20 protein-coding genes and 1 pseudogene are annotated in these 21,147 nt (G+C 71.4%); 19 read left to right on the top strand and 2 right to left on the bottom strand.

The features are described from left to right. The first annotated feature begins 2 nt into the window (after positions 1-2). From ACIGEP_RS13875 to ACIGEP_RS13815, 13 genes are all read left to right on the top strand, one after another. The gene (locus ACIGEP_RS13875) at positions 3-1,172 is read left to right on the top strand and encodes a M23 family metallopeptidase (protein WP_396662220.1); all 1,170 of its coding nucleotides are present in this window, start codon (positions 3-5) and stop codon (positions 1,170-1,172) included. Continuing rightward, positions 1,172-1,438 (top strand): DUF6112 family protein, encoded by a 267-nt coding sequence (locus tag ACIGEP_RS13870; RefSeq protein WP_396662610.1) that lies wholly within the window; start codon positions 1,172-1,174, stop codon positions 1,436-1,438. Before ACIGEP_RS13875 ends, ACIGEP_RS13870 begins: the two co-directional genes overlap by 1 nt. 72 nt (positions 1,439-1,510) lie before the next feature. Further along, a complete protein-coding gene (locus ACIGEP_RS13865) occupies positions 1,511-1,780 on the top strand; it encodes a DUF6112 family protein (RefSeq protein ID WP_045249057.1) in 270 nt (89 codons plus the stop codon). 34 nt (positions 1,781-1,814) lie between these two features. Then, the gene (locus ACIGEP_RS13860; protein ID WP_396662219.1) at positions 1,815-3,269 is read left to right on the top strand and encodes a conjugal transfer protein TrbL; all 1,455 of its coding nucleotides are present in this window, start codon (positions 1,815-1,817) and stop codon (positions 3,267-3,269) included. A gap of 3 nt (positions 3,270-3,272) precedes the next feature. Continuing rightward, on the top strand, positions 3,273-4,745 hold the full coding sequence (locus ACIGEP_RS13855) for an SCO6880 family protein (protein ID WP_396662218.1): 1,473 nt from the start codon (positions 3,273-3,275) through the stop codon (positions 4,743-4,745). Positions 4,746-4,796: 51 nt separating this feature from the next. Next, on the top strand, positions 4,797-5,591 hold the full coding sequence (locus ACIGEP_RS13850; RefSeq protein ID WP_396662217.1) for a hypothetical protein: 795 nt from the start codon (positions 4,797-4,799) through the stop codon (positions 5,589-5,591). Then, on the top strand, positions 5,588-7,081 hold the full coding sequence (locus ACIGEP_RS13845; protein WP_396662216.1) for an ATP-binding protein: 1,494 nt from the start codon (positions 5,588-5,590) through the stop codon (positions 7,079-7,081). Before ACIGEP_RS13850 ends, ACIGEP_RS13845 begins: the two co-directional genes overlap by 4 nt. Continuing rightward, positions 7,078-7,659 (top strand): hypothetical protein, encoded by a 582-nt coding sequence (locus tag ACIGEP_RS13840; RefSeq protein WP_396662215.1) that lies wholly within the window; start codon positions 7,078-7,080, stop codon positions 7,657-7,659. Before ACIGEP_RS13845 ends, ACIGEP_RS13840 begins: the two co-directional genes overlap by 4 nt. Beyond that, a complete protein-coding gene (locus tag ACIGEP_RS13835) occupies positions 7,656-9,425 on the top strand; it encodes a type IV secretory system conjugative DNA transfer family protein (RefSeq protein ID WP_396662214.1) in 1,770 nt (589 codons plus the stop codon). The genes ACIGEP_RS13840 and ACIGEP_RS13835 overlap by 4 nt, the downstream gene beginning before the upstream one ends. 74 nt (positions 9,426-9,499) lie before the next feature. Continuing rightward, positions 9,500-9,982, top strand: a complete 483-nt coding sequence (locus tag ACIGEP_RS13830; RefSeq protein WP_396662213.1) for a single-stranded DNA-binding protein — start codon at positions 9,500-9,502, stop codon at positions 9,980-9,982. Positions 9,983-9,996: 14 nt separating this feature from the next. Further along, the gene (locus ACIGEP_RS13825) at positions 9,997-10,551 is read left to right on the top strand and encodes a hypothetical protein (protein ID WP_396662212.1); all 555 of its coding nucleotides are present in this window, start codon (positions 9,997-9,999) and stop codon (positions 10,549-10,551) included. Between the two features lie 214 nt (positions 10,552-10,765). Further along, the gene (locus ACIGEP_RS13820; RefSeq protein ID WP_396662211.1) at positions 10,766-11,290 is read left to right on the top strand and encodes a hypothetical protein; all 525 of its coding nucleotides are present in this window, start codon (positions 10,766-10,768) and stop codon (positions 11,288-11,290) included. Between the two features lie 146 nt (positions 11,291-11,436). Beyond that, complete coding sequence (locus tag ACIGEP_RS13815; protein ID WP_396662210.1) at positions 11,437-16,302, top strand: helicase-related protein; 4,866 nt, start codon at positions 11,437-11,439, stop codon at positions 16,300-16,302. 9 nt (positions 16,303-16,311) lie between these two features. Here ACIGEP_RS13815 and ACIGEP_RS13810 read toward each other — a convergent pair whose 3' ends face one another. Next, positions 16,312-16,758, bottom strand: coding sequence for a hypothetical protein (locus tag ACIGEP_RS13810; RefSeq protein WP_396662209.1), 447 nt, complete (start codon positions 16,756-16,758; stop codon positions 16,312-16,314). A gap of 93 nt (positions 16,759-16,851) precedes the next feature. Here ACIGEP_RS13810 and ACIGEP_RS13805 point away from each other — a divergent pair, with 93 nt between their 5' ends. After that, a complete protein-coding gene (locus ACIGEP_RS13805) occupies positions 16,852-17,031 on the top strand; it encodes a hypothetical protein (RefSeq protein ID WP_396662207.1) in 180 nt (59 codons plus the stop codon). A 15-nt stretch (positions 17,032-17,046) separates the two neighbouring features. On the opposite strand, the gene ACIGEP_RS13800 is transcribed toward ACIGEP_RS13805, so the two are convergent. Next, positions 17,047-18,537: a recombinase family protein gene (locus ACIGEP_RS13800; RefSeq protein WP_396662206.1), complete on the bottom strand. Its 1,491-nt coding sequence runs from the start codon at positions 18,535-18,537 to the stop codon at positions 17,047-17,049. A 296-nt stretch (positions 18,538-18,833) separates the two neighbouring features. Here ACIGEP_RS13800 and ACIGEP_RS13795 point away from each other — a divergent pair. The 5 genes and pseudogenes from ACIGEP_RS13795 to ACIGEP_RS13775 all read left to right on the top strand — a co-directional run. Beyond that, positions 18,834-19,328, top strand: a pseudogene (locus tag ACIGEP_RS13795) (ATPase, T2SS/T4P/T4SS family); the annotation flags it as partial. Continuing rightward, positions 19,325-20,212 carry a type II secretion system F family protein gene (locus ACIGEP_RS13790; protein WP_396662205.1) on the top strand — a complete coding sequence of 296 codons (888 nt, stop codon included), beginning with the start codon at positions 19,325-19,327 and terminating at the stop codon, positions 20,210-20,212. The pseudogene ACIGEP_RS13795 and the gene ACIGEP_RS13790, both read left to right, overlap by 4 nt. Before the next feature lie 43 nt (positions 20,213-20,255). Next, entirely contained in the window at positions 20,256-20,459 is a 204-nt protein-coding gene (locus ACIGEP_RS13785) for a DUF4244 domain-containing protein (protein WP_251582201.1), read from the top strand. Continuing rightward, positions 20,456-20,794: a TadE family type IV pilus minor pilin gene (locus ACIGEP_RS13780; RefSeq protein ID WP_396662204.1), complete on the top strand. Its 339-nt coding sequence runs from the start codon at positions 20,456-20,458 to the stop codon at positions 20,792-20,794. The genes ACIGEP_RS13785 and ACIGEP_RS13780 overlap by 4 nt, the downstream gene beginning before the upstream one ends. Continuing rightward, positions 20,794-21,120 (top strand): Rv3654c family TadE-like protein, encoded by a 327-nt coding sequence (locus tag ACIGEP_RS13775; protein ID WP_396662203.1) that lies wholly within the window; start codon positions 20,794-20,796, stop codon positions 21,118-21,120. The genes ACIGEP_RS13780 and ACIGEP_RS13775 overlap by 1 nt, the downstream gene beginning before the upstream one ends. The last annotated feature ends 27 nt before the right edge of the window (positions 21,121-21,147 follow it).

The raw sequence follows: 21,147 nt of genomic DNA, 5'->3' as shown, positions 1-21,147 counted from the left end.
GCGTGAAGAAGCTCGCCCTCGCGCTCGCCCTGCTGGTCTTCCTCGGCCCGACCCCGGCGCTGCTGGCGGTCGGCTTGCTCGTCAACCCGGCCACGCAGGCGGCCGCGTGCCTGCCCGGTTCCCTGACGGTCGGAGCCATTCCCGACGAGCTGACCGCCACAGCGGCGGACGGCACCTCGATCACCCTGACACGGACGCAGCTCACCCATGCGGCGACGATCATCAAGGTCGGCGGGCGCACCAGAGGCGTCGGCGCGCCGGGCGTCGTCGTCGCCCTGATGGCGGCCCTGACCGAGTCGCGGCTGCGGATGCTCGCCAACACCGGCGCCTATCCCGAGTCCGGCGACTTCCCGAACGACGGCAACGGCGCCGACCACGACAGCCTCGGACTGTTCCAGATGCGACCCGCGTCCGGCTGGGGGACCGTCGCGGAGCTGATGGACCCCGACTACCAGGCGCGGGCGTTCTACGGCGGACCCGACGGCCCCAATTATCCGAGCCCCAGGGGGCTGCTCGACATCCCCGACTGGCAGCAGATGGACCCCGGCGAGGCGGCGCAAACGGTCGAGGTCAGCGCATACCCGGACCGCTATCAGAACTACCGGCCGGTCGCCGAGACCATCCTGCGCGTTCTGACCGCCCCGCCGCGTGCAGGAGGAGGCTCGGCGAGCCCGGTCGTGCCGGAGACCACGAGGATCGTGTTCCCGCTGCCGGCCGGAACCTGGGTGCGCACCGACCCGTTCGGGATGCGCGTCCACCCGATCACCGGCGTGTGGTCGATGCACTACGGCACCGACTTCGCCGCCGCGGACGGCACCCCGATCTTCGCGATCGCCGACGGCGTGGTCACCCACGCCGGACCATCCGGCGGTTACGGCGGGCTCATCGTCATCGAGCACACCGTCGGCAGCCAGCGGGTCGCCTCCGCCTACGCGCACATGTGGGAGCACGGCATCTACGTCGCCGATGGGCAGACCGTGACTGCCGGGCAGCACATCGGTGACGTTGGCTCCTCGGGGCAGTCCACGGGAGCCCACTTGCACTTCGAGATCCGCGAAGGCGGGTCGAACGGCACCGCCGTCGACTCCGAGCCGTGGCTCGCCGAGCACGGCGCGCTCGACCTGGACGCCGCCAGCACCTCCGCGTGCCGGCCGAGCCCGGCGGCGGCCTGATGGACGTGTTCCCCGACTTCGGTGCCACCGGCGGCGCGACCGAGCTGCGCCAAGTCATCGGCGCCCTGCTGATGTTCGTGCTCGTCATCGCCGTGCTCATGCTCGTCGTCTGCGCGATTACCTGGGCGCTGGCGTCCTCGCACGGCAACTACCAGACGGCCACACGAGCACGCACCGGCCTGCTGGTCGCGCTGGGCACGGCCGTGCTCGCCGGCGCCGGCGTCGCCTGGCTGAACTGGCTCATCACCCTCGGCTCCGGTCTCTGAGACCCCGGCGGGACGGCCCGCGCACCTGACTCGCGAGAACCCATCCTCTCGCGAACGTCAAGGAGTCCCACCGTGATCGACATCGACCCCAACGGCACCGGCCTGCCCGGTATCGAGCAGCTGCGCACCATCGTCGGCGCGATCATGACCGTGGGCCTCATCCTGAGCGTCCTGGCCCTGATCGTCTCGGCTATCATCTGGGGCTTCGGCGCGAACAGCAGCAACCCCCACCTCGCCAGCCGCGGCAAGGTCGGCGTCCTGGTCAGCTGCGGCGCCGCGATCATCTGCGGCGCGAGCGTCACCCTCATCAACTTCTTCTGGAACGTCGGCCAGAGCGTATGACCGGCCGCGGAAGCGTGCACCGGGAGCGCCGCCCATGAGCGTGTGCGATGTCCCCGTCATCTCCTCCGTCTGCGACGCGGTAGGCGAAGGCGTCGCCTCCCTGGTCGCGGCCCCGTTCGACTGGCTCGCGCAGGCGATGGGCGCCGCCGCGGGGTGGCTGTTCGAGGCCGTGTGGTCCGTGTTCGACACGACCACGCTCGTCGACGTCACCGGCGCCGAGTACATCGGCGTCTACAACCTGCTGTTCGGCGTCGCCATCTTCGTGATGCTGATCTTCTTCTGCCTCCAGCTCATCACCGGCCTGATCCGACGCGACCCCGGCGCGTTGCCCCGTGCCGCCCTCGGACTGGCGAAATCCGTCCTCGGCTCCTTCGTCGTCCTCACCCTGACCGGGACGCTGCTGGAGATCACCGACCAGCTGTGCATCGGCATCGTCCAAGCCACCGGCAACTCGATGGAAGACATGGGCGACAAGATCGCCCTACTCGGCGGCGCGCTGGCCGGCATCAACATCGCCGCCCCCGGCGTCGGCGCGATCATCACGATCTTCCTGGCAGGGCTTGCGATCTCCGCCGCCGCGATCGTGTGGTTCTCCCTGCTCGTGCGCAAGGCGCTGCTGCTGGTCGCGATCGTGTTTGCCCCGGTCGCCTTGGCCGGCGCGTCGTGGGATGCGACCCGCGGCTGGTTCGGTAAGTGGGCGACGTTCGTGATCGCGCTGATCCTGTCCAAGCTCGTGCTCGTCGTCGTCTTCCTCGTCGCCGTCGCCCAGGTCTCCCAACCGGTCGACTTCGACCTCGCCTCGATCAGCGACCCGATCGCCGGCGTCGTCCTCATGCTCGTCGCAGCCTTCGCGCCGTACATGACCTACAAGTTCATCTCCTTCGTCGGCTTCGACATGTACCACGCGATGTCCGCCGAGCAGGAAGCCAAGTCGGCGATGAACCGGCCGGTCCCGGTCACCACCGGCGGCGGCAGCGGGGCGTCCCCGAAGAAGATCCTCGACGGCGGCGACGCTTCGTCCGGTGGTGGCAAGCCTCCCGCGCCCACCGCGCCACCGTCCGCCGGAGGCGGCGGTGCCTCGCCGGCCGGCGCCGCGCCCGCGGGCGGTGCGGCGCCCGCCGGAGGAGGGGGTGCCGCCGCGGGCGGAGGCGCTGCTGCAGGTGGTGGTGCTGCCGCTGCGGGTGGCGGGGCCGCGGCCGCGGGACCGATCGGCGCGGCGGTCGTCGTCGGCGCGAAGGTCGCCGGAGCCGCCGCGACCGCAGGACCGAAAGCCGGCAACGCTGTCGCCGCCTGGGCCGGCGGACACGCAGATGCCGCAGAACCGACCGCACCGTCGTCCGCTCCGCCCCCCGCGGCGCCGAGCGGACGGCCAGCACCGAGCGGGCCGCCTGCCTCGAGCGCGCCGACACGGCCCGCCGCCCCGGAGTCGCCTCCGCCTCGCCGCCCCGATCCGCCGGCGCGCCCGCAGCCCCCGGCGAAGAAGGAGTAGGTCATGGCATCCCGTACCCGTGCCGGTCATCGCGACGAGCCCGAGCTGCATCCCGTCAAGTTCAGCCGCCTCACCCGTCGCGGCGTGCTGCTGGGCCTGTCGCTGTCGCAACTGCTCGTCCTTGCCGTCGCGGCACTGTCGATCGTCGTCGCCCTCTACATGGGCGGCGGCATGCTGCTGGCCTACGCCGCCCCGATCTGCCTGCTCAGTGCCGTGCTGGCCTGGGTGCCGGCCGGGGGCCGGAAGCTCATCGAATGGGTGCCGATCGCGCTGCGCTGGGTCTGGCGCGTCACGGGCGGGCAGCTGCTGTTCCGCGCCCGGATCGTCAAGCCGCGCCCGGCTGGCACGCTCGCGCTGCCTGGCGACGCCGCGGCGCTGCGCGAATATCTCGACCCGGTGACCGACGCCGCGATGATCCACGACCCGCACGGCCAGACCCTCACCGCGGTGCTGACCGTCACGCATCCCGCGTTCGTGCTGCTGGACCCCAGCGAGCAGGAGCGCCGCGTCTCCGGCTGGGGCCGGGTGCTGGCGACCTGCTGCCGCTCCGGGCGACTCGCCCGCGTGCAGGTGCTGGAGCGCACGCTTCCGGACTCCGGCAGCGGCCTGGCCGAGTGGTGGTCAGAGCACGGCCGCGCCGACGGCTCCTGGACCTCGACCGTCTACGCCGAGCTCATCGACCGCGCCGGCCCCGCTGGAGAGCGGCACGCCACGACCCTCTCGGTCGCGCTCGACATGCGCGCCGCGGCCCGTGCGATCCGCACCGCCGGCGGCGGGATGAAGGGCGCCGCCGCCGTGCTGCGCCAGGAGATGACCACCCTGTCCGCTGCGCTGCGCGCCGCGGACCTGACCCCGTCGGAGTGGGCCGGCCCCGGCGAGGTCGCCGTGATGCTGCGTTCGGCGTATGACCCCGCTGTCGCGGCGACCCTGGAACGGCACCGCGACCTTGGCCGCAACCTCGCCACCGCCGGCCCCGTGACGCTCACCGAGAGCTGGCAGCACCTACACTCGGACTCTGCCTTCCACGCGGTGCTGTGGATCACCGAGTGGCCCCGGTCGCTGGTGTATCCGGGGTTCCTCGCGCCGATCCTGCTGTCCTCGGGCGTGCGGCGTGCGTTCTCGCTGATCGCCACTCCAATCCGCTCCGATCAGGCCGCCCGCGACATCCGCAAGAAGAAGACCGAGTACATCAGCGACGCGCACCAGCGTCAGCGGATCGGTCAGATCGAGGATGCCCAGCAGTCCGCCGAGTTCGAGGACGTCCTCCAGCAGGAAGCGGACCTGACCAGCGGCCACGGCATCCTGCGCTACACGGGCTTGATCGCCGTGTCCGCGCCGACGCTCGACGAGCTGGAGGGCGCGGTGTCTGCCCTCGAGCAGGCCGCGATCCAGGCGTCGTGCGAGACGCGCCGCCTGGTCGGGCAGCAGGCGGCCGCGTTCGCCGCCGCCGCGCTGCCGCTGTGCCGCACCGTCTGACCGGCCCCGCGCACCTGTCCTCCGACAGCCCATCCATCGGAGGACAACGCCATGCCGACTCTGACCGACCCGCTCGCGGACGCCGCGGAGAGCGCCGCCGCGCTGCGCGGCCTCGCCCATGCCACACGCGACATGCCGCCGACCAGCACCTACCCGGTCCTCGGCGAGCTGATCGCCGGCACCCGGTCGCTGCGGCAGGTACTCGACCAGCTCGCCCGCAGCCACGTCGACGCGCACGAGGTCGCCCGCACCGACGACGGCGACCCCTTCCTCGGCCGGGTCTACGCGCTCGCCGCGGCCGATGCGCTGGGCCTCGCCGCGAACGCGCTCGACGAGGTGCAGGTGCGACTCGACCTGGCCTCGCAGCACGCCTCCCGGATCGCCTGGCAGCCCGCCGGCGTCGACCTGGCCGGCCTCGACGTCGACGGGCCGACCCGCGCCCCCGAGGCGACGCCGCGGTGGGTGAGCGTCGTGTTCCTCCAGGGCGAGGAGGCCGACGAGGTGCTGACCCTCATCGACCGCGATGGCCCCGACGCGGCCGTCGCGCACCTGGCCCAGTGGGACTACGGGCAGGAGACGACCGACGCCGCCCAGGTCAATGGCTATGTGTACGACACCCCGCCGGTCGGGGCGCTCGACCGCACGGTCGCGGTCGCCGAGTACACGCTGACCTACAACCCGACCCTCGGGCACGTGAGCCTGCTGCGGGCGCACGACGCCCCGTCGGACCCGGCGCTCGCTGAGCCAGCCCCGGTCGTGCCGGCCGGTCGGACGCGGCCCGCTGACCCGCGCTTGTTCGGCGCCGCCTCGGCGAGCACCCGGCCCGGTCAGGGCCTCGCGCTGTGAGCGGCCCGGACGACGGCCGCCTGCACACCAGTGTGCTCGTCTCGCCGCAGAACGAGCGCCGCAAGCACCGCAAGGCCCGTGCGCGGGTCGCGGCGGAGCTGATCGCCGAGCAGCAGCGCGCCCGCAAGCTGCAGGCGCAGCAACGGTGGCAGGACGAGCGTGCCGAACGCCGACGCACCACCTACCTCCCGCCTGCCGGGGAGGCCGGACCGGCGGCGCTGCGCACGCCCGGCCGGCTGCGGTTGCCGCGCCATCAGGACACCTCGGCGACCCTCGCCGGGGCATACCCGTTCCTCGCCGAAGGCGGGCTCGGCTCTGCCGGGGTCTTCGTCGGGCAGGATCTCTACTCCGGCGGCAGCTTCGTCTACGACCCGTGGGTCTTGTACGCGCGCGGCGTCATCACCGCCCCGAACATCGTCGTGGCCGGCATCGTCGGCTCCGGGAAGTCCTCCCTCGTGAAGTCCCTCTACACGAGGTCGATCGCGTTCGGACGTCGCGTGTATGTGCCGGGCGACCCCAAAGGGGAGCACACGGCGGTCGCCGAGGCCGTCGGCGGCAAAGCGATCGTGCTCGGGCACGGGCTGCGCAACCGGCTCAATCCGCTCGACGAGGGTCACCGGCCCTCGGACGTGTCCGACAGCGAATGGGCGACCCAGGTCGCCGCCCGCCGCCGTGACCTGATCGGTGCGCTGACGGAGACGGTGCTGGACCGGCGACTGACCCCGCTGGAGCACACCGCGATCGACATCGCCCTGGCCGACGCGGTGCGCTCGGCGCAGGTGCCGATCCTGCCGATGGTCGTGGACCGCATCCTCAGCCCGGCCGCCGCCGACGACCCGGACGGTCGTCTCGCCGAGGACGGCCGTCTCGCCGGGCATGCGCTACGCCGGCTGGTCGCCGGTGACTTGGCCGGGTTGTTCGACGGTCCCTCGACGGTCAGCTTCGATCCCTCGCTGCCGATGGTCAGCCTCGATCTGTCTCGCGTCGCGGAGAACAGCACTCTCATCAGTGTCCTGATGACCTGTTCCTCGGCGTGGATGGAGGCGGCGCTGCTGGACCCGAACGGCGGGCAGCGGTGGGTGATCTACGACGAGGCGTGGCGGCTCATGTCCCATGCGCCGCTGCTGCGCCGTATGGACGCGCAATGGCGGCTCGCGCGCCACTACGGCATCGCGAACGCGCTCGTGTTCCACAAGCTCACCGACCTGGACAACGTGGGCGACAGCGGCTCGGCGATGCGCGCCCTGGCGTCATCGCTGCTGGCGAACGCCGAGACCCGGATCATCTACCGCCAGGAGAGCGACCAACTCGGCGTCACCGGCGAGATCCTCGGGCTGACCGGCACCGAGCAGAAGCTGCTGCCCACGCTGGGAACCGGGCAAGGGCTGTGGCGTGTCAAGGATCACTCCTACGTCACGCAGCATCAGCTGCACCCGGCCGAGCTCGACCTGTTCAACACGGCCACCCGCATGACCGGGGGCGTGGTGTGAAGCCCCGCTACCGGCGCGGCAGCGACCCGGCCGACAGGCCCGACGAGCCAGCCGCGGCCGCCCAGCCGATTATCCACGTCCCGCACGTCCGAGTCGACGTCGCACCCGACGGCGCCCTGTCCGTCTCGGTCGACGGCGCCCCGTTCACCCCACCGGAGGAGCTGCTCCCGCTGCGACGCGACACCTTCGGGGCGCTCGCCGATCATCTCACCGCCGCCCTGAACGGCCCGATCCGCGTCGAGGTGCGTGAGGCGGACGGCTCGACCTTCACCGACATCCTCACGCCACCGCGCCGTCGGAGCCGCTTCGCCCCTCCCGAGCCTGCCTTCCCCCAGCAGGCGTCGGTTCCGGCGGCTGCGGTCCCTGCGCTGATCGAGGTGAGCGCGGACGGGTTCGTGCCTGGCGAGGACGTCGCCCTGGCCGTCATCGTCGCCCATTCCGACGCCAGCCCGACCGGGCACGGACGCGCCCTGCTGCAACGGCATTTGCTCGAGCTGGCACCGACTCGCGAGGTGCTGCTGCTGGGCCGTATCTCCGGCACCCTGTCCGTCCACCATCCCGACCGGGACCGCCAGTGAGCACGACGACGGGCCGCGGCCCCGAAGACCTGCTCGCGAACTTCGGCATCGGCCTGCTGATCGCCGTCGCCGGATTTGCCGGGGTGCTGCGAGTCGCTGGGACGATCGCCGCGTTCCTGACCGGGGCGCCGCAGCCGGCCGGCGGCATCGACACCGGCCTCGGCGTGCTCCTGCGCCCTGGCGATCCCGGCGGTCCGCTGGGCGCACCGGGGCTGAACCCGGTCGTCTACTGGATCGTGACGGCCCTGCTGCTCGCCGTTCTCGGCGTCGCAGGATGGTGGGGCTGGTCGCTGTTGCGCCGGCACTCGACCGCGACCCGCCGCGACCCGCACCGCATCCAGGGCACCGCGACCGGCGCCGAGGTCGCCCAGGCCGCCTCCAGTCGGGCGCTGCTGCGCCGCGCCTCCACGCTGCGCCCGTCGACGGCGGACCCGAAGCCGGCCGACGTCGGCTACCTGCTAGGCCGCTCGCACGGGCGCCACGTTTGGGCGTCGGTGGAGGACAGCATGCTGCTGATCGGGCCGCCTCGTGCGGGCAAAGGCATGTTCGTCGCGATCAACGCCATCCTGGACGCGCCAGGCGCGGTCGTGACCACCTCGACCCGACCCGACAACCTCACAGCCACGCTCCGCGCGCGCCGGCGCCGCGGCCCTGTGGCGGTGTTCGACCCGCAGCATCTGGCCGAAGGCGTGCCGGCCGGGCTGCGCTGGTCGCCGGTGCGCGGTTGCGAGACGCCGCTGACGGCGATGATCCGCGCGACGGGCCTGGCCGCCGGGACCGGGCTTTCCTCGGGCGGCGTGGAGGGCGGCGGATTCTGGGAGGGCAAGACCCGTACCGCGCTGCAAGCGCTGCTGCACGCCGCGGCCCTCGACGGGCGTGGCGCCGCCGAACTGTTCCGCTGGACCCTGGACCCGACGGCTGCCGCCGAGGCCGTCGCGATCCTCACCGCCCACCCGCTGGCGGCGACTGGCTGGGCCGAGTCGCTGGAGGCGATGATCCACGCCGACCCCCGCACCCGCGACTCGATCTGGCAGGGTGTGTCCCTCGCCCTGAGCTGCCTGGCCGACCCGCGCGTGCTGGAAGCGGTCACCCCGCGCCCCGGTGAAGACTTCGACCCCGCCGCGTTCCTCACACAGCGCGGGACGCTCTACCTGCTGGCGACTTCGGCCGGCGCCGGCGGCTCCTCGGCGCTGGTCTCCGCCTTCGTGGAAGACCTCGTGGAGACCGCACGACACCTCGCAGCCGTCTCGCCGGGCGCACGCCTGGACCCGCCGCTGCTGCTCGCGTTGGACGAGATCGGCAACCTCGCACCCCTGCCGAGCCTGCCCACGCTGATGGCCGAGGGTGGCGGCACGGGGATCACGACCATGCCCGTGCTGCAGTCCCTCGCCCAGGCGCGGGAGAAGTGGGGTGAGAACGCCGCCGCAGCGATCTGGGACGCCTCCATCGTCAAGATCGTCCTCGGTGGCGCGTCCGGTTCACGCGACCTGCAAGACCTCTCGACCCTCATCGGGGAGCGGGACGAGACCACCCACTCGGACACGTTCGGCGACCGCGGCTCGCGGTCGTCGCAGCGGTCGGTGCGTCGGGTGGCGGTGATGCCGCCCGAGACGATCCGAACCCTGCCGTTCGGCACCGGGATCACGCTGCTGCGCGCGGCCCCGCCGATCGTCACCGATCTGCGCGCGTGGACCAGCCGCGAGGACGCCGCGACGCTGAAAGCCGACCGCGCCGAGATCGAGGCGCTGCTGCGGCGTCCCGCCTGACTGGCAGCGGACGCGCACCTGCCTGACGGGAACGGCCGTATCTGGCGGCTGTCACGACAGGCAAGGAGCACTACGTGAGCATCCAGACCCAGCAGTCGCTGACCGGGTTCATCGCGACCGAGCCGCAGCTGACCACCACCTCCAAGGGGCAGGCCCGGTTCTACGCCAGGGTCGGCGTGCGGCATCAGCGCGAGGAACCGGACGGCACCATGACCGACCTCGAGCCGACGTTCCACCACCTCGTCCTGTTCCGCGCTGCCGCCAAGCGCGCCCACGCCCTCCTGGCGAAGGACGACAGCTTCGTCGCCAGCGGGCGCGTCCACCCCTTCATCTACGAGCGCGACGGGAAGACGATCCGCGACGAGGAGTTCATCGCGACCGCGATCGGCCACGACAGCCTGCGCACGCGCTACAGCGTCGACCGCAGCCGGCGCGCCGGGCAGGCGGTCGAGGCGGACACCGCCGAGCGCACCACACCGCGCCCGCGCCGCAAGCCGGCGCCGATCTCGGACGCACCGCAGCGCGCGGCCGCCGAGTCCACTGCGGTCGCCCTCTGAACGGCGGCTCTCCGATGAGCACCAAGGACGAGACCCTGCACGAGCCCGCTTCCGATGCCGGGCCGGAACTGCTGCCGGAGCCGCCGCATCCGGTGAACTGGAACATCGTGACCGCCGACGAGGCCGAGACCGAGTGGCTGGAGCTCAACGCCTGGGTGAACTGGCTGCGCCGCACCTACGGGCTGCCCGCCGCCGTGATCCCGCCGCTGTGGCACCGGCACCCCGAGCTCGTCTGGGAACTGAGCGCGCTGCATCTGCACTGGCTGGGCGCCTACGACCCCGAACAGAACGGGTCGGCCCCGCTCGGGTGGCACCGGGACTTCGCTGACGCGCGGCACCGGCTGCGCGAGTGGGTCGCCGCGTGCGGTACCCGCCTGGACCGTGACCGCCCGACCCGGCAGACCGTGTGGCCCGGCGAAGAGCCTGGCGAGCCTGTCGAGGAAACCCCGATCACCGACCGGGACGCGGACTTCGTGCAGCACGTCCTCGACGACGTTGCCCGCCGTCGGGCAGCCGAGGACGAGTTCTACCGGAATCTCGACCCGGACACGGGCGAGATCCGCTCCTGAGCATCGGCGTCCGATCACGGGAGCATCCATGCGAGTCTCGCCGCGCACTCCTGACGCGGAGGCGACCTGATGGCCGCGCGCCGCAACCGCGACCCGCATCCGGGTCAGCTCGCGTTCGACCTGTGGGGGCTGGACGAGCAGACCGCCGACGAGTCGCTGGCCGCCGCACTCGTATCCGAGATGCCGGACGAGGCGACCGGGGAGGAACACGCCGATGAACAAGTACGCGGCAGCAGCCCGAGCCCATTGGGAGAGGACGGCCCCGAGCCGGCTGAAGACGCTGGAGAATCCGGAGGAGTTCTTCACGAACCTGGGCCTGGAAGTGCAGGCGCAAGTGTCGGACCTGACGGCAATGCTGGCTGGGACGCGCTCTTCGGCGCAGAATTACTTGCAGGAGGTCGCCCGCCTGGTGACGGCCCGGCGGATCGCGGAGGAGGTCGTGATGGCACAGCTGGTGTGGATCGGCGACCCGGAGCTGCCGCTGGAGCAGGCCCGCGAGGAATGGGAGCAGACCCGGCGCTCGGACGAGAACCTCGTGATTTGGGCCGAGCGGATGCAGGACTCGCCGGACTTGATGCCCTCGACGGTCGAGCTGGAGCAGATGGCGAACGACTGGGCGGTGCCGGTGGCCTTCCTCAAGGGACTGGTGGCGACCGAGCCGCCGCGGGACTACCTGCGGGAGAACCAGGCCGTGCTGCAGGAGGCGGCGACGATCCGCTTTCTGCGCGAACTGAGCTAGCGGCCCCACCCAGGTTCGTCCCCGCCTCGCAAGACGACCTGGCGCCCTCCGGGCAAAAGGCCAGGTTCCAGGCGAACACCGCCGCGATCCGGCTCGCGCGCACGCTGGTCGCCGAAGACCGTGCCGCGACCGCCGAGGAGCAGAAAGTGCTCGCCCGCTGGTCGAGCTGGGGGGCTCTGCCCGATGTGTTCGACGCGGCCAAGGACGGCTGGGACGCCGAACGCGCCGAGCTGCGCGGTCTGCTGTACGAGGCGGAGTGGGACGCCGCGGCGCGCACGACGATCAACGCCCACTACACCGACCCGTTGATCGTCCGGCAGATGTGGCGGGCGATGAGCGCGCTCGGCTTCACCGGCGGCGCCGTGCTGGAACCCGGCTCCGGGGCAGGGACCTTCATCGGCCTCGCACCGACGACGGCGCAGATGACCGGGGTGGAGCTGGACCCGGTGACCGCCGCGATCAGCCAGGGCATCTACCCGCACGCCACGATCCGCGCCGAGTCGTTCGCCGACACCCGCCTGCCCGAAGCGCACTTCGACGCGGCGATCGGCAACGTGCCGTTCGCCGGCGTCGTCCTGCACGATCCGGTCCACAACAGCACCAAGCAGACGATGCACAACCACTTCATCCTCAAGTCGCTGCGCCTGACCAGGCCGGCCGGCCTCGTCGCGGTGCTGACCTCGCACTACACGATGGACGCGCAGAACCCCGGCGCACGCCGGGAGATGAACGCCCTGGCGGACCTCGTCGGGGCGATCCGCCTGCCCACCGGCGCGCACCGCCGCGCCGCCGGCACCGAGGTGCTCACCGACCTGCTCATCTTCCGCCGCCGCGAGGACGACCAGCCGCCGGCCGACGACCTGTGGGAGACCGTCACACCGGTCAGCATCGACGGGCGGCTGGTGAAGATCAACACCTACTTCGACCACCGCCCCGAGCGGATGCTCGGCACCGTCGGCGTGCAGCAGGGCATGTACGGCGCGGACACGCTCACGGTCAGCGGAGACCTCGCCGAGCTGGAGAGCACCCTGGCGCTCGCCGTGGACGAGATCGTGTTCTCCGGCCGCCGGCTCGGCCTGACGATGAGCGAACGCACCGCGGCGCAGCAGTCCCGCCGTGCCGCGTTCACCCCGTCCGCGCCGGCCGCGTGGGACGGCAGCATCGTCCCCGTCGACGTCGGCGAGTTCGCGACCGTCGCCTCCGGCGCGCTCGAACCGTTCGCCGTGCCGAAGTCGGCCGCGACCGAACTGCGCGCCCTGCTCGGGCTGCGCGACCGCGCCACGACTCTGCTGACCCTGGAGTCGGCGACCGTGGACGACACGGCCGAGGTCACCGAGGCACGCGCCGCGCTGCGCCACGACTACCAGAAGTACCTCGGCAAGTACGGCCCTCTCAACCGGTACACGCTGCGGCCGACCGGCCGGCAGAACCCGGCCGGCGAGGACACCTACGCGCGGATCGTGCCGACCCCGATCCGGCTGCTGCGCTCGGACCCGTTCGGGCCGCTCGTGATCGCGCTGGAGCAGTTCGACGACACCGAGCAGACGGCCACGCCGGCGGCGATCATGACCCGCCGCGTCGTCGCGCCCCGCCCGGAGGTGCAGGGCGTGGAGACCCCCGCCGACGCGATCGCGGTCAGTCTGGACCGCACCGGCGGCATCGACCTGACCCTCATCGCCGATCTGCTCGGGATGCCCGAGCATGAGGCCCGCCCGGCCCTGGCCGGGATGGTGTTCACCGACCCCGTCGGCGGCGAGCTCGTCCACGCCCCCGCCTACCTGTCCGGCGACGTGCGGGGGAAGCTGGAGGCCGCCAAAGAGCGCGCCGCCGACCAACCGGCGTTCCAGGCGAACGTCGACGCGCTGACCGCCGTGATGCCCGCCGCCCTGGGCGTGGAGGACATCACCGCGCGCCTGGGCGCCGTGTGGATCAGCGAACGCATCCACGAGGACTTCCTCAACGCGATCCTGAAGACCTCCGACGTGCGGGTGGAGAACTCGCTACCGGGCATGTGGGAGGTCAGAGGCGGCCGAGCGGGCGTGCTGTCCACGAGCGAATGGGGCACCGAGCGGCGCCCCGCACCGGACATCGCGCAAGCCGTCATGGAGCAGAAGACCCTGCTCGTCTACGACGAGGTGGAAGACGTCGGCGGGAAGGTCCGCCGCGTCCTGAACCCGATCGAGACGACGGCAGCGCAGGAAAAGGCCGACCTCATCCAGGAACGGTTCGGCGAGTGGGTGTGGGAAGACCCCGCCCGCGCCGCCGCGCTCGTGGACGAGTACAACCGACGCTTCAACTCGATCGTGCTGCGCGACTACAGCGAGGCCGGCGACTACCTGTCGCTGCCCGGCATGGTGGCCAGCTTCGAGCCGCGCACGCACCAGCGCGCCGCGGTCGCCCGCATGATCGCCGAGCCCTCCGCCGGTTTGTTCCACGAGGTCGGCGCGGGCAAGACCGCCGAGATGGTGATGGGTGCGATGGAGATGCGCCGCATGGGTCTGATCGCCAAGCCGGTCGTCGTCGTACCGAATCACATGCTGGAACAGGTGGGGAGGGAGTGGCTGCAGATCTACCCGCAGGCTCGCATCCTCGCCGCCTCCAGCGGCGAGCTCACCGCGGACAAGCGCCGCACCTTCGTCGCCCGCGCCGCCGCGAACGAGTGGGACGCCGTCATCCTGACGCAGGGAGCGTTCGCGAAGATCCCGCTGCGCACCGAGACCCAGCAGGCATACATCCGCTCGCAGGTCGATGACGTCAAGCAAGTGCTCGACCAGGCCGAGGGCGAGGACCGGATGAGCGTCAAACGCATCCAACGCAAGCTCCTCGCTTTGGAGAACAAACTCAAGGACCGCACCGACACCTCCCGCGACGTCGGCGTCTGCTTCGAAGACACCGGCATCGACTACGTGATCGTCGACGAGATGCACATGTACAAGAACCTCGCCACGGAGTCCAACATCCGTGACGCATCGATCGAGGGCTCCGACCGGGCGACAGACCTGCACATGAAGCTCGAGTACCTGCGCTCCCAGGGCCGGGAGCGCGTCGTCACCGGGGCGACCGCGACCCCGATCTCCAACAGCGTGACCGAGGCATACGTGATGCAGCGCTACCTGCGTCCCGACCTGCTCGACGCGGCCGGCATCGGAGCGTTCGACGCCTGGGCGGCGACGTTCGGACAGACCGTCACGCAGATGGAGATGGCCCCAACCGGCAACAACACGTTCCGCATGAAGACCCGCTTCGCCAAGTTCTCCAACGTGCCGGAGATGCTCAAGATGTGGTCGATCTTCGCCGACGTGAAGACCGCCGAAGACCTGCAACTGCCCACCCCCGACCTCGTCGCCCGCGACGACGGCCAGCGCGTCCCGGCGACCATTCCAGTGCAGCCCACCGTCGAGCTCAAACGGTTCATCGAGCACCTGGGCGCGCGGGCGGAGAAGATCGCCGCCAAGGCGGTCCCGCCCAACGAGGACAACATGCTCAACGTGTCCACCGACGGCCGCATGGCCGCGCTGGACATTCGCATGATCGTCCCCAACCGACCCTCCGGCCCGACGAAGATCGACGCCGCCGCCGACGCGATTCACCGGATCTGGGAGCGCACGCGCGACAACGAGTATCTCGACGTCATCACCGGGGAGCCTTCACCTGTGCGAGGCGCGCTGCAGCTGGTGTTCTCCGATATCGGCACGCCGAACCCCGACCGTTGGAACGCCTACGACGAGCTGCACGCCCAGCTCGTCCTGCGCGGGATGCCGGGCGAGGCGATCCGGTTCATGCACGAGGCCAAGACCGACACCGACAAGGCGCGCCTGTTCGCCGCAGCCCGCGCCGGGCACATCGCCGTGCTGATGGGCTCGACCGAGAAGATGGGGGTGGGCACCAACGTCCAGGCGAGGGCGGTCGCGCTCTACCACCTCGACTGCCCGTGGCGTCCCTCCGACATCGCGCAGCGCGAGGGACGCATCATGCGGCAAGGGAACCAGAACGCCGAGGTCGCGATCGTCCGGTTCGTCACCGAGCGATCCTTCGACTCCTACATGTGGCAAGGCGTCGAGCGGAAGGCGACGTTCATCGCCCAGCTCATGCGCGGCCGACTCGACACCCGAGAGATCGAGGAGATCGACTCCTCAGCCCTGTCCGCCGCCGAGGCGAAGGCGATCAGCTCCGGCAACCCGCTGCTGCTGGAGCACTCCACGATCCAGAACGAGGTCGCCAGGCTCCGCCGGCTGGAGCGCGCCTATCACCGCAACGAGTCGATGCTCATCCACACCCGCGACCGTGCCCGCGGCGACGCGCGCCGCGCCGGTGACGACATCCAGCACCTGGAAGCGGTGCTCCCGCGCATCCGCGACACCTCCGACGACAACTTCCGCATCGAGCTGCGCGGCACGCACTACGACTCGCGGGTCGACGCCGCCCACGCGCTCGCCCGATGGGCGAACGACTCCGATCTGAAATGGGCGCCCAAGTACGCGACCCGCGACTACGGCGTCATCGGGCGCATCAGCGGATTCGACGTCCACCTCGGCACCCGGCCGATGCTCAGCGATCTGCTCATGGAGATCACACTCAACGACGTGCCCCGCAGCGCCTTCGCCATCTCCCGCGACGCTTTCCTCGCGGGAGGCGTCGGCGTGATCCAACGCATCGAGAACCGCGTCTCGGGCATCCCCGCGCTGCTCCGGCATGCGCGAGACGACCTCGCCGTCGCCGAGCAGACCATCGCGGAGACCGAAGAACGCATCGGCAAACCTTTCCGCTACGCGGCTGCCCTCGCCGCCGCCGAGATGGACCTGACCCGAGTCGAGGCCCAGCTGGCCGCGATGCAGGACAGCAGCGAACAGCCGCCCGCCGCCGTCGAAGAAGCCCGGATCACCGTGGAGGCCGTCCGCGCCCACCGGCCCACGCTCGGCGTGCGAGCCGACCCAGACCGTTCGGTGGTTGACCTCACCGTGGTCGAACGCTCGCCAACCCCGCAGCCCGACGGACCGCAGTTCGGCCTCTGACGCCACGCGTCAGAACAAGGTCGGGGCGTCCGAGCGGGCAGCGGCCGAACGCGCACCGAACGACGTCGACGGCGCGAGCCGACGCGGAGAGCGAGCCGGCTCCTGCTGCGGCATGAGACGGCTCGCCAGCACCTCCTTGACATCGCTCCACAGGTCCGGGCGATCCAGGTGCGCGTCCTTCTGGCAGTCGCGGGCCAGATCGCTCAGGAACCGCTCACGCCTCGCCGGCGTCGCCAGCTGCTCCTCGTAGAACCCGTGAATGTCGTAGTGCGCGATGAACCCGAAGTAGCCATGCGTGGAGAGCCCCAGATACAGCGGGCGAGTGAACCGTTCGCGAGGGAAGTCGTCGGCGATGAAACGCAGCAGCGAGTTCACGAACCGCGCCTTACGCTCCGGGGTGCCCGAGTCCCAGCCCGAGTCGACGAACTGCTCCGGCCGGTATCGAGGGGTTGCCATGATGCTGCTCCGCTTCTTCGCCGCGAGCAGGCGCCCGCACCATGAATGTGTGCGCCGCCGTGGGAGCGGGGGCGACGCGCGCACCTCTGGATCATGGGCGGCACAAGCGCGGAGAACGCGACCCAAGGCGATCTCGCGAGGGACGCGCTCCCGCCCGACTTCGATGTGGTGGCCTGGACGCGAGAGGCATGCGAGGCGTCGGGGGTACCGTTCGCCGTCGAAGACCCGGTGGTGCTGGGCCGGCTCCGTGCGCTCATGGAGCATCCGGCCTGACCCAGCACCCTCCCGTCATGCCTTGAAGGTGAGCTGCACCCGCTCGGGTCGGAAACGCGAACCACCATGCGCGTAGGGCTGCACGACGAGGCTGTCGATCAGCGCGGTCAGGATCGCGCGCTTCTGCGGAACGGTCCACTCATGCTCCCAGGCGTGCCGCAGAGCCGCCTCATCGCCGATAGGGAGCCCTTTGAGGGCCGATCCGCGGTTCACCCTGCCGAGGGCTAGTTCCGCGTCATGAACGGCGCTCTGCGCCGCGACACGACCGGCGTGGTACTCGCTGCGGGTCAGCGTGCCCGCTCCGTAGTCGCGGGCGAGGTCTTCCATCCGCTCACGAGCGGCCATGATCCGTCCCATCGCTTCCGCGACCGCCCCGCCTGTCTCGGGAGTGTCGGCCGGGAGAGTGGTCACGGCCAGGCGGGCAATCACGGCTTCTCTGACGACAGCTTCGAGGCCGGATGCACTGACCGACAGGCCGCCTCGCTCGGGATGCCCTGGCACCGGCATGCAGCGGTAGTAGTTCCGCTTCGCGTCCGATGGTCCGTGCTTGGCCTTGCCCGCGACGAGCCCGGAGCCACACTTGCCGCACGTCGCGATCGCCGACAGCAGGTTGATCGAAGATGCTCCGACCCGGCGGTCGGGGTTGGAAAGCATCGCTCTGATGCGGGTCGTCTCCTCCGGAGTGATGATCGCAGGCCAGTTCCCCGGTCCGAGGATCTCTCGCCCCTTCGGTCCATCACCGCGCCTTCGCGTCGGCTCATACGCTCGCTGCCCGCTGATCCGCGCGGAGACCAAGATGGACTTCACGGTGGTCGCGTGCCAGACACCGAGCGTCTTCCCCGTCCTTGCCTGCGGTGCGGGGAACCCGGACTCTTCGTTCAGCCACGCGGTGATCGAGCGTAGCGACTGTCCAGCGAGGAACCTGTCCGCCATCTCACGGATGACCGTGGCCTGCTCCGGGATGAGGACGCCGCCGGTGCCGTAGCCGAACTTTGCTGCGCCGTGCCAGTCGCCACGTTCGGCCTTCTGCCGGTTCGCACGGCGGATGCGGTCAGCCTTGTGCCCGGACTCGTAGGCCGCCATCGCAACGAGCTGCCGGGCCATCAGCCGACCCTCGTGGGTGTTCAAGTCGAACGCACCGCCCATGACAGCCTCGATGCGGATTGGATGCGTCTCCACGAGGTCGATCAAGTCCTCGAGCTCACGGGGTCGCCGGTAGAGGCGATCGACGTGCCAGACGACGACCCGCGAAGGCCCGAGCTTGATCCGAGCGAGCATCCGCGCGAAGTCGGGTCGTTTCTTGTCGAGGTAGGCGGACGTGTCGTTGTCCATGAACACGTCGCCCTCGGCAACGTCTAAGCCCAGCCGGGCGCACAGCGCGAGGCAGTCGTCTCGCTGCCGCTCGACCCCGGCTTCCTCGCCGGTACGGTCCTCGCTGATCCTCAGATAGATCAGCACCTGCTCGGTAATTGTTGCAGTGCTGCTCGTAGTTGTCCTAGAGAGCATGACGACCACCCCGATCGGACCCCTGCTTCAGAGACACACCGAGCGGGTATCGAGCCAGTGCGTGAAGCACCTCCGTTGAGGATCGATCGACAGCCAGGCGGGTTGCTCGCAACGTCGCTTCCACGACTAGGTTGTTCTCGCGGCAGCGCCGCTCGATGGCTCGTCGTTGCGCTGCAGCGTCCCCGCCAACGGCCCGCGCGCGGACCACCCGCACGTAGGCCACAACGTTCTTCTTGCGTTCGACGTTCATGCCGATCACCTCCACTGATTAGGTGCGTCAGATGCACCAAGTGGAGAAGACCACTCTGCTGGCCGCGCTGCTCGGGCGGGTGCCGGTGTCGGAGCGGATCGTCACGATCGAGGACGTCGCGGAGCTCCGGATCGCCCATCCCCACCACGTACGTCTGGAGGCGCGGCAGGCGAACCTCGAGGGCGTCGGCGCGATCCCGCTCGGGCGCCTGCTGCGCGAAGCGCTGCGAATGCGGCCCGATCGCCTGATCGTGGGGGAGTGTCGGGGCGAGGAGGTGCGGGAGCTCCTGAGCGCCCTCAACACCGGCCACGACGGCGGCGCGGGGACGGTGCACGCCAGCGGGGTCGCCGATGTCCCCGCGCGGCTCGAGGCCCTCGGGGCGCTCGCCGGCATGGACGACCGGGCGCTCGCCCGTCAGACCGCCAGCGCGATCGGGGCCGTCGTGCACATCGAGCGGGGTCCCGACGGCGTGCGCCGCGTGACGGGGATCGCCCGCCCCGTGGTGCGCAGCGATCGTCTGGCTGTCGAGGAGCTCTCGTGAGACGCCGCATAACCGCGGATGCCGCGCCCGATGCCGCATCGGTTGCGGCGGTCGTCCAGCGCCTCGCGGTTCTGCTGCAGGCCGGCATCGCGCCGGCGGCGGCGTGGCGTCACCTCGCGACGACCGGCGACCCGACCGCCGCCGCGGTGTGTGCGCGGCTCGACGAGGGGGAGCCGCTGGCATCCGCTCTCACCGATCGGGGTGAGGCGTGGCGGCAGATCGGGATCGCGTGGCGGGTGGCGACGACCGTCGGGGCGCCGCTCGCCGTGAGCCTCCGCGGTCTCGCCGAGGCGCTCCGCGACGCCCATCAGGCGCGCGACGACGTGCGCACCGCCCTGGCGGAGCCCCAGACCACGGCCCGTCTCATCGCCTGGTTGCCGCTGGTGGCGTTGGGCCTCGGCGCGGCGCTCGGTTTCGACCCGATCGCGGCGCTGGCCACTCCGGCGGGCACGGTCTGTCTGGTGGCCGGCGGAGCGCTGATGCTCCTCACGCACCGATGGACGCGTGCGCTCGTCGCGCGGGCGCAGCCGGGGGAGGAGATCCCCGGACTGGATGCCGAGGTGATCGCGATCGCGCTCTCGGGCGGGGTGTCGATCCCTCAGGCGACCGAGATCGCTGCGGCGGCGTCGGGCCTGGCGCCCACCGCCGAGACCGAGACGGTGCTCGCCCTGTCCTGGTCGGCCGGGGCCCCCGCGGTGGAACTGCTCCGGGCGGATGCCGCGGCCCGCCGTCAAGCGGCGCGGACGGAAGGACGGCTGCGCGCCGCCACGCTCTCGGGACGGCTGCTGCTGCCGTTGGGGGTCTGCACCCTGCCGGCATTCCTGCTGCTCGGTGTCGGCCCGATGCTGCTGTCCGTGCTGACCACGACCCCGCTCACCCTGTGAGCCCCAGACGTGCCCACACCCACAACCCACATCGGAGGAGATCATGACACCCCACGACCTGCCCACCCTGACCCGACGCCGCGCCGCGGAACTGTTCGCCGACGAGACCGGAGCCGCGACGGCCGAGTACGCCATCGCGACGATGGCGGCGGTGGCCTTCGCCGGCCTGCTCGTGATCATCATGCGTTCGGACGAGGTGCGCGGCATCCTCACCGACCTGGTGCGGCGCGCGCTGACCGTCTCATGAGGCGGGACGAGCGGGGATCGGTCGCGGCGGAGTTCGCCGTGACGGTCCCCGCCGTCGTCCTCGTCATCGTCCTCGCCGTGTCGGCACTCTCGGTGGGTGCCAGGCAGGTGCGGCTGGAGCACGCGGCTGCGCAGGCGGCGCGGCTGGCGGCTCGCGAGGAGCCCGCCGACCGCGTGGTCGCGGCGGCGCGCGCGCTCGCCTCCGGCGCGGAGGTGCGCAGCCGCCGCGACGGTGACCTCGTGTGCGTCGACCTGACCGCCGCCGCAGGAGTGCCCCTGCCGCTGCCCGACCTCCGGGCGACCTCGTGTGCGCTACCCGCCCCGGAGGGGGACTGATGGCGGGATCCGCGACGACGATCGGTGTCGTGGCCGTCACGGCGACCCTCGCCGTCGGCTTCCTCGCCGCCGGGGGCGCCGCAGCGACCGCGGCGCGCGCAGCGGGCGCAGCGGACGCGGCGGCTCTCGCGGCCGCCGACACCGCGTCGGGATTGATTCCCGGCGAACCGTGTTCGCGGGCCGCGGAGGTCGCCTCGCGGGCGGGGGCGACCGTCTCCGCGTGTCGCGTCGACGGGCTCATCGTGACGGTCGAGGTCTCGATCGGCGTCGGCCCTCTGGACGCGCGGGCGCGCGCCCGCGCGGGGCCGCCGCAGGACGGCCCGTGACGCGGTCCGCGGCGGGCGCTCTCAGCG

This window comes from Microbacterium sp. NPDC077663 (genome assembly GCF_044542795.1).
GTDB lineage: Bacteria > Actinomycetota > Actinomycetes > Actinomycetales > Microbacteriaceae > Microbacterium.
Note: the sequence above shows the minus strand (reverse complement) of the source record. Positions and strands in the feature narration are given on the sequence as shown.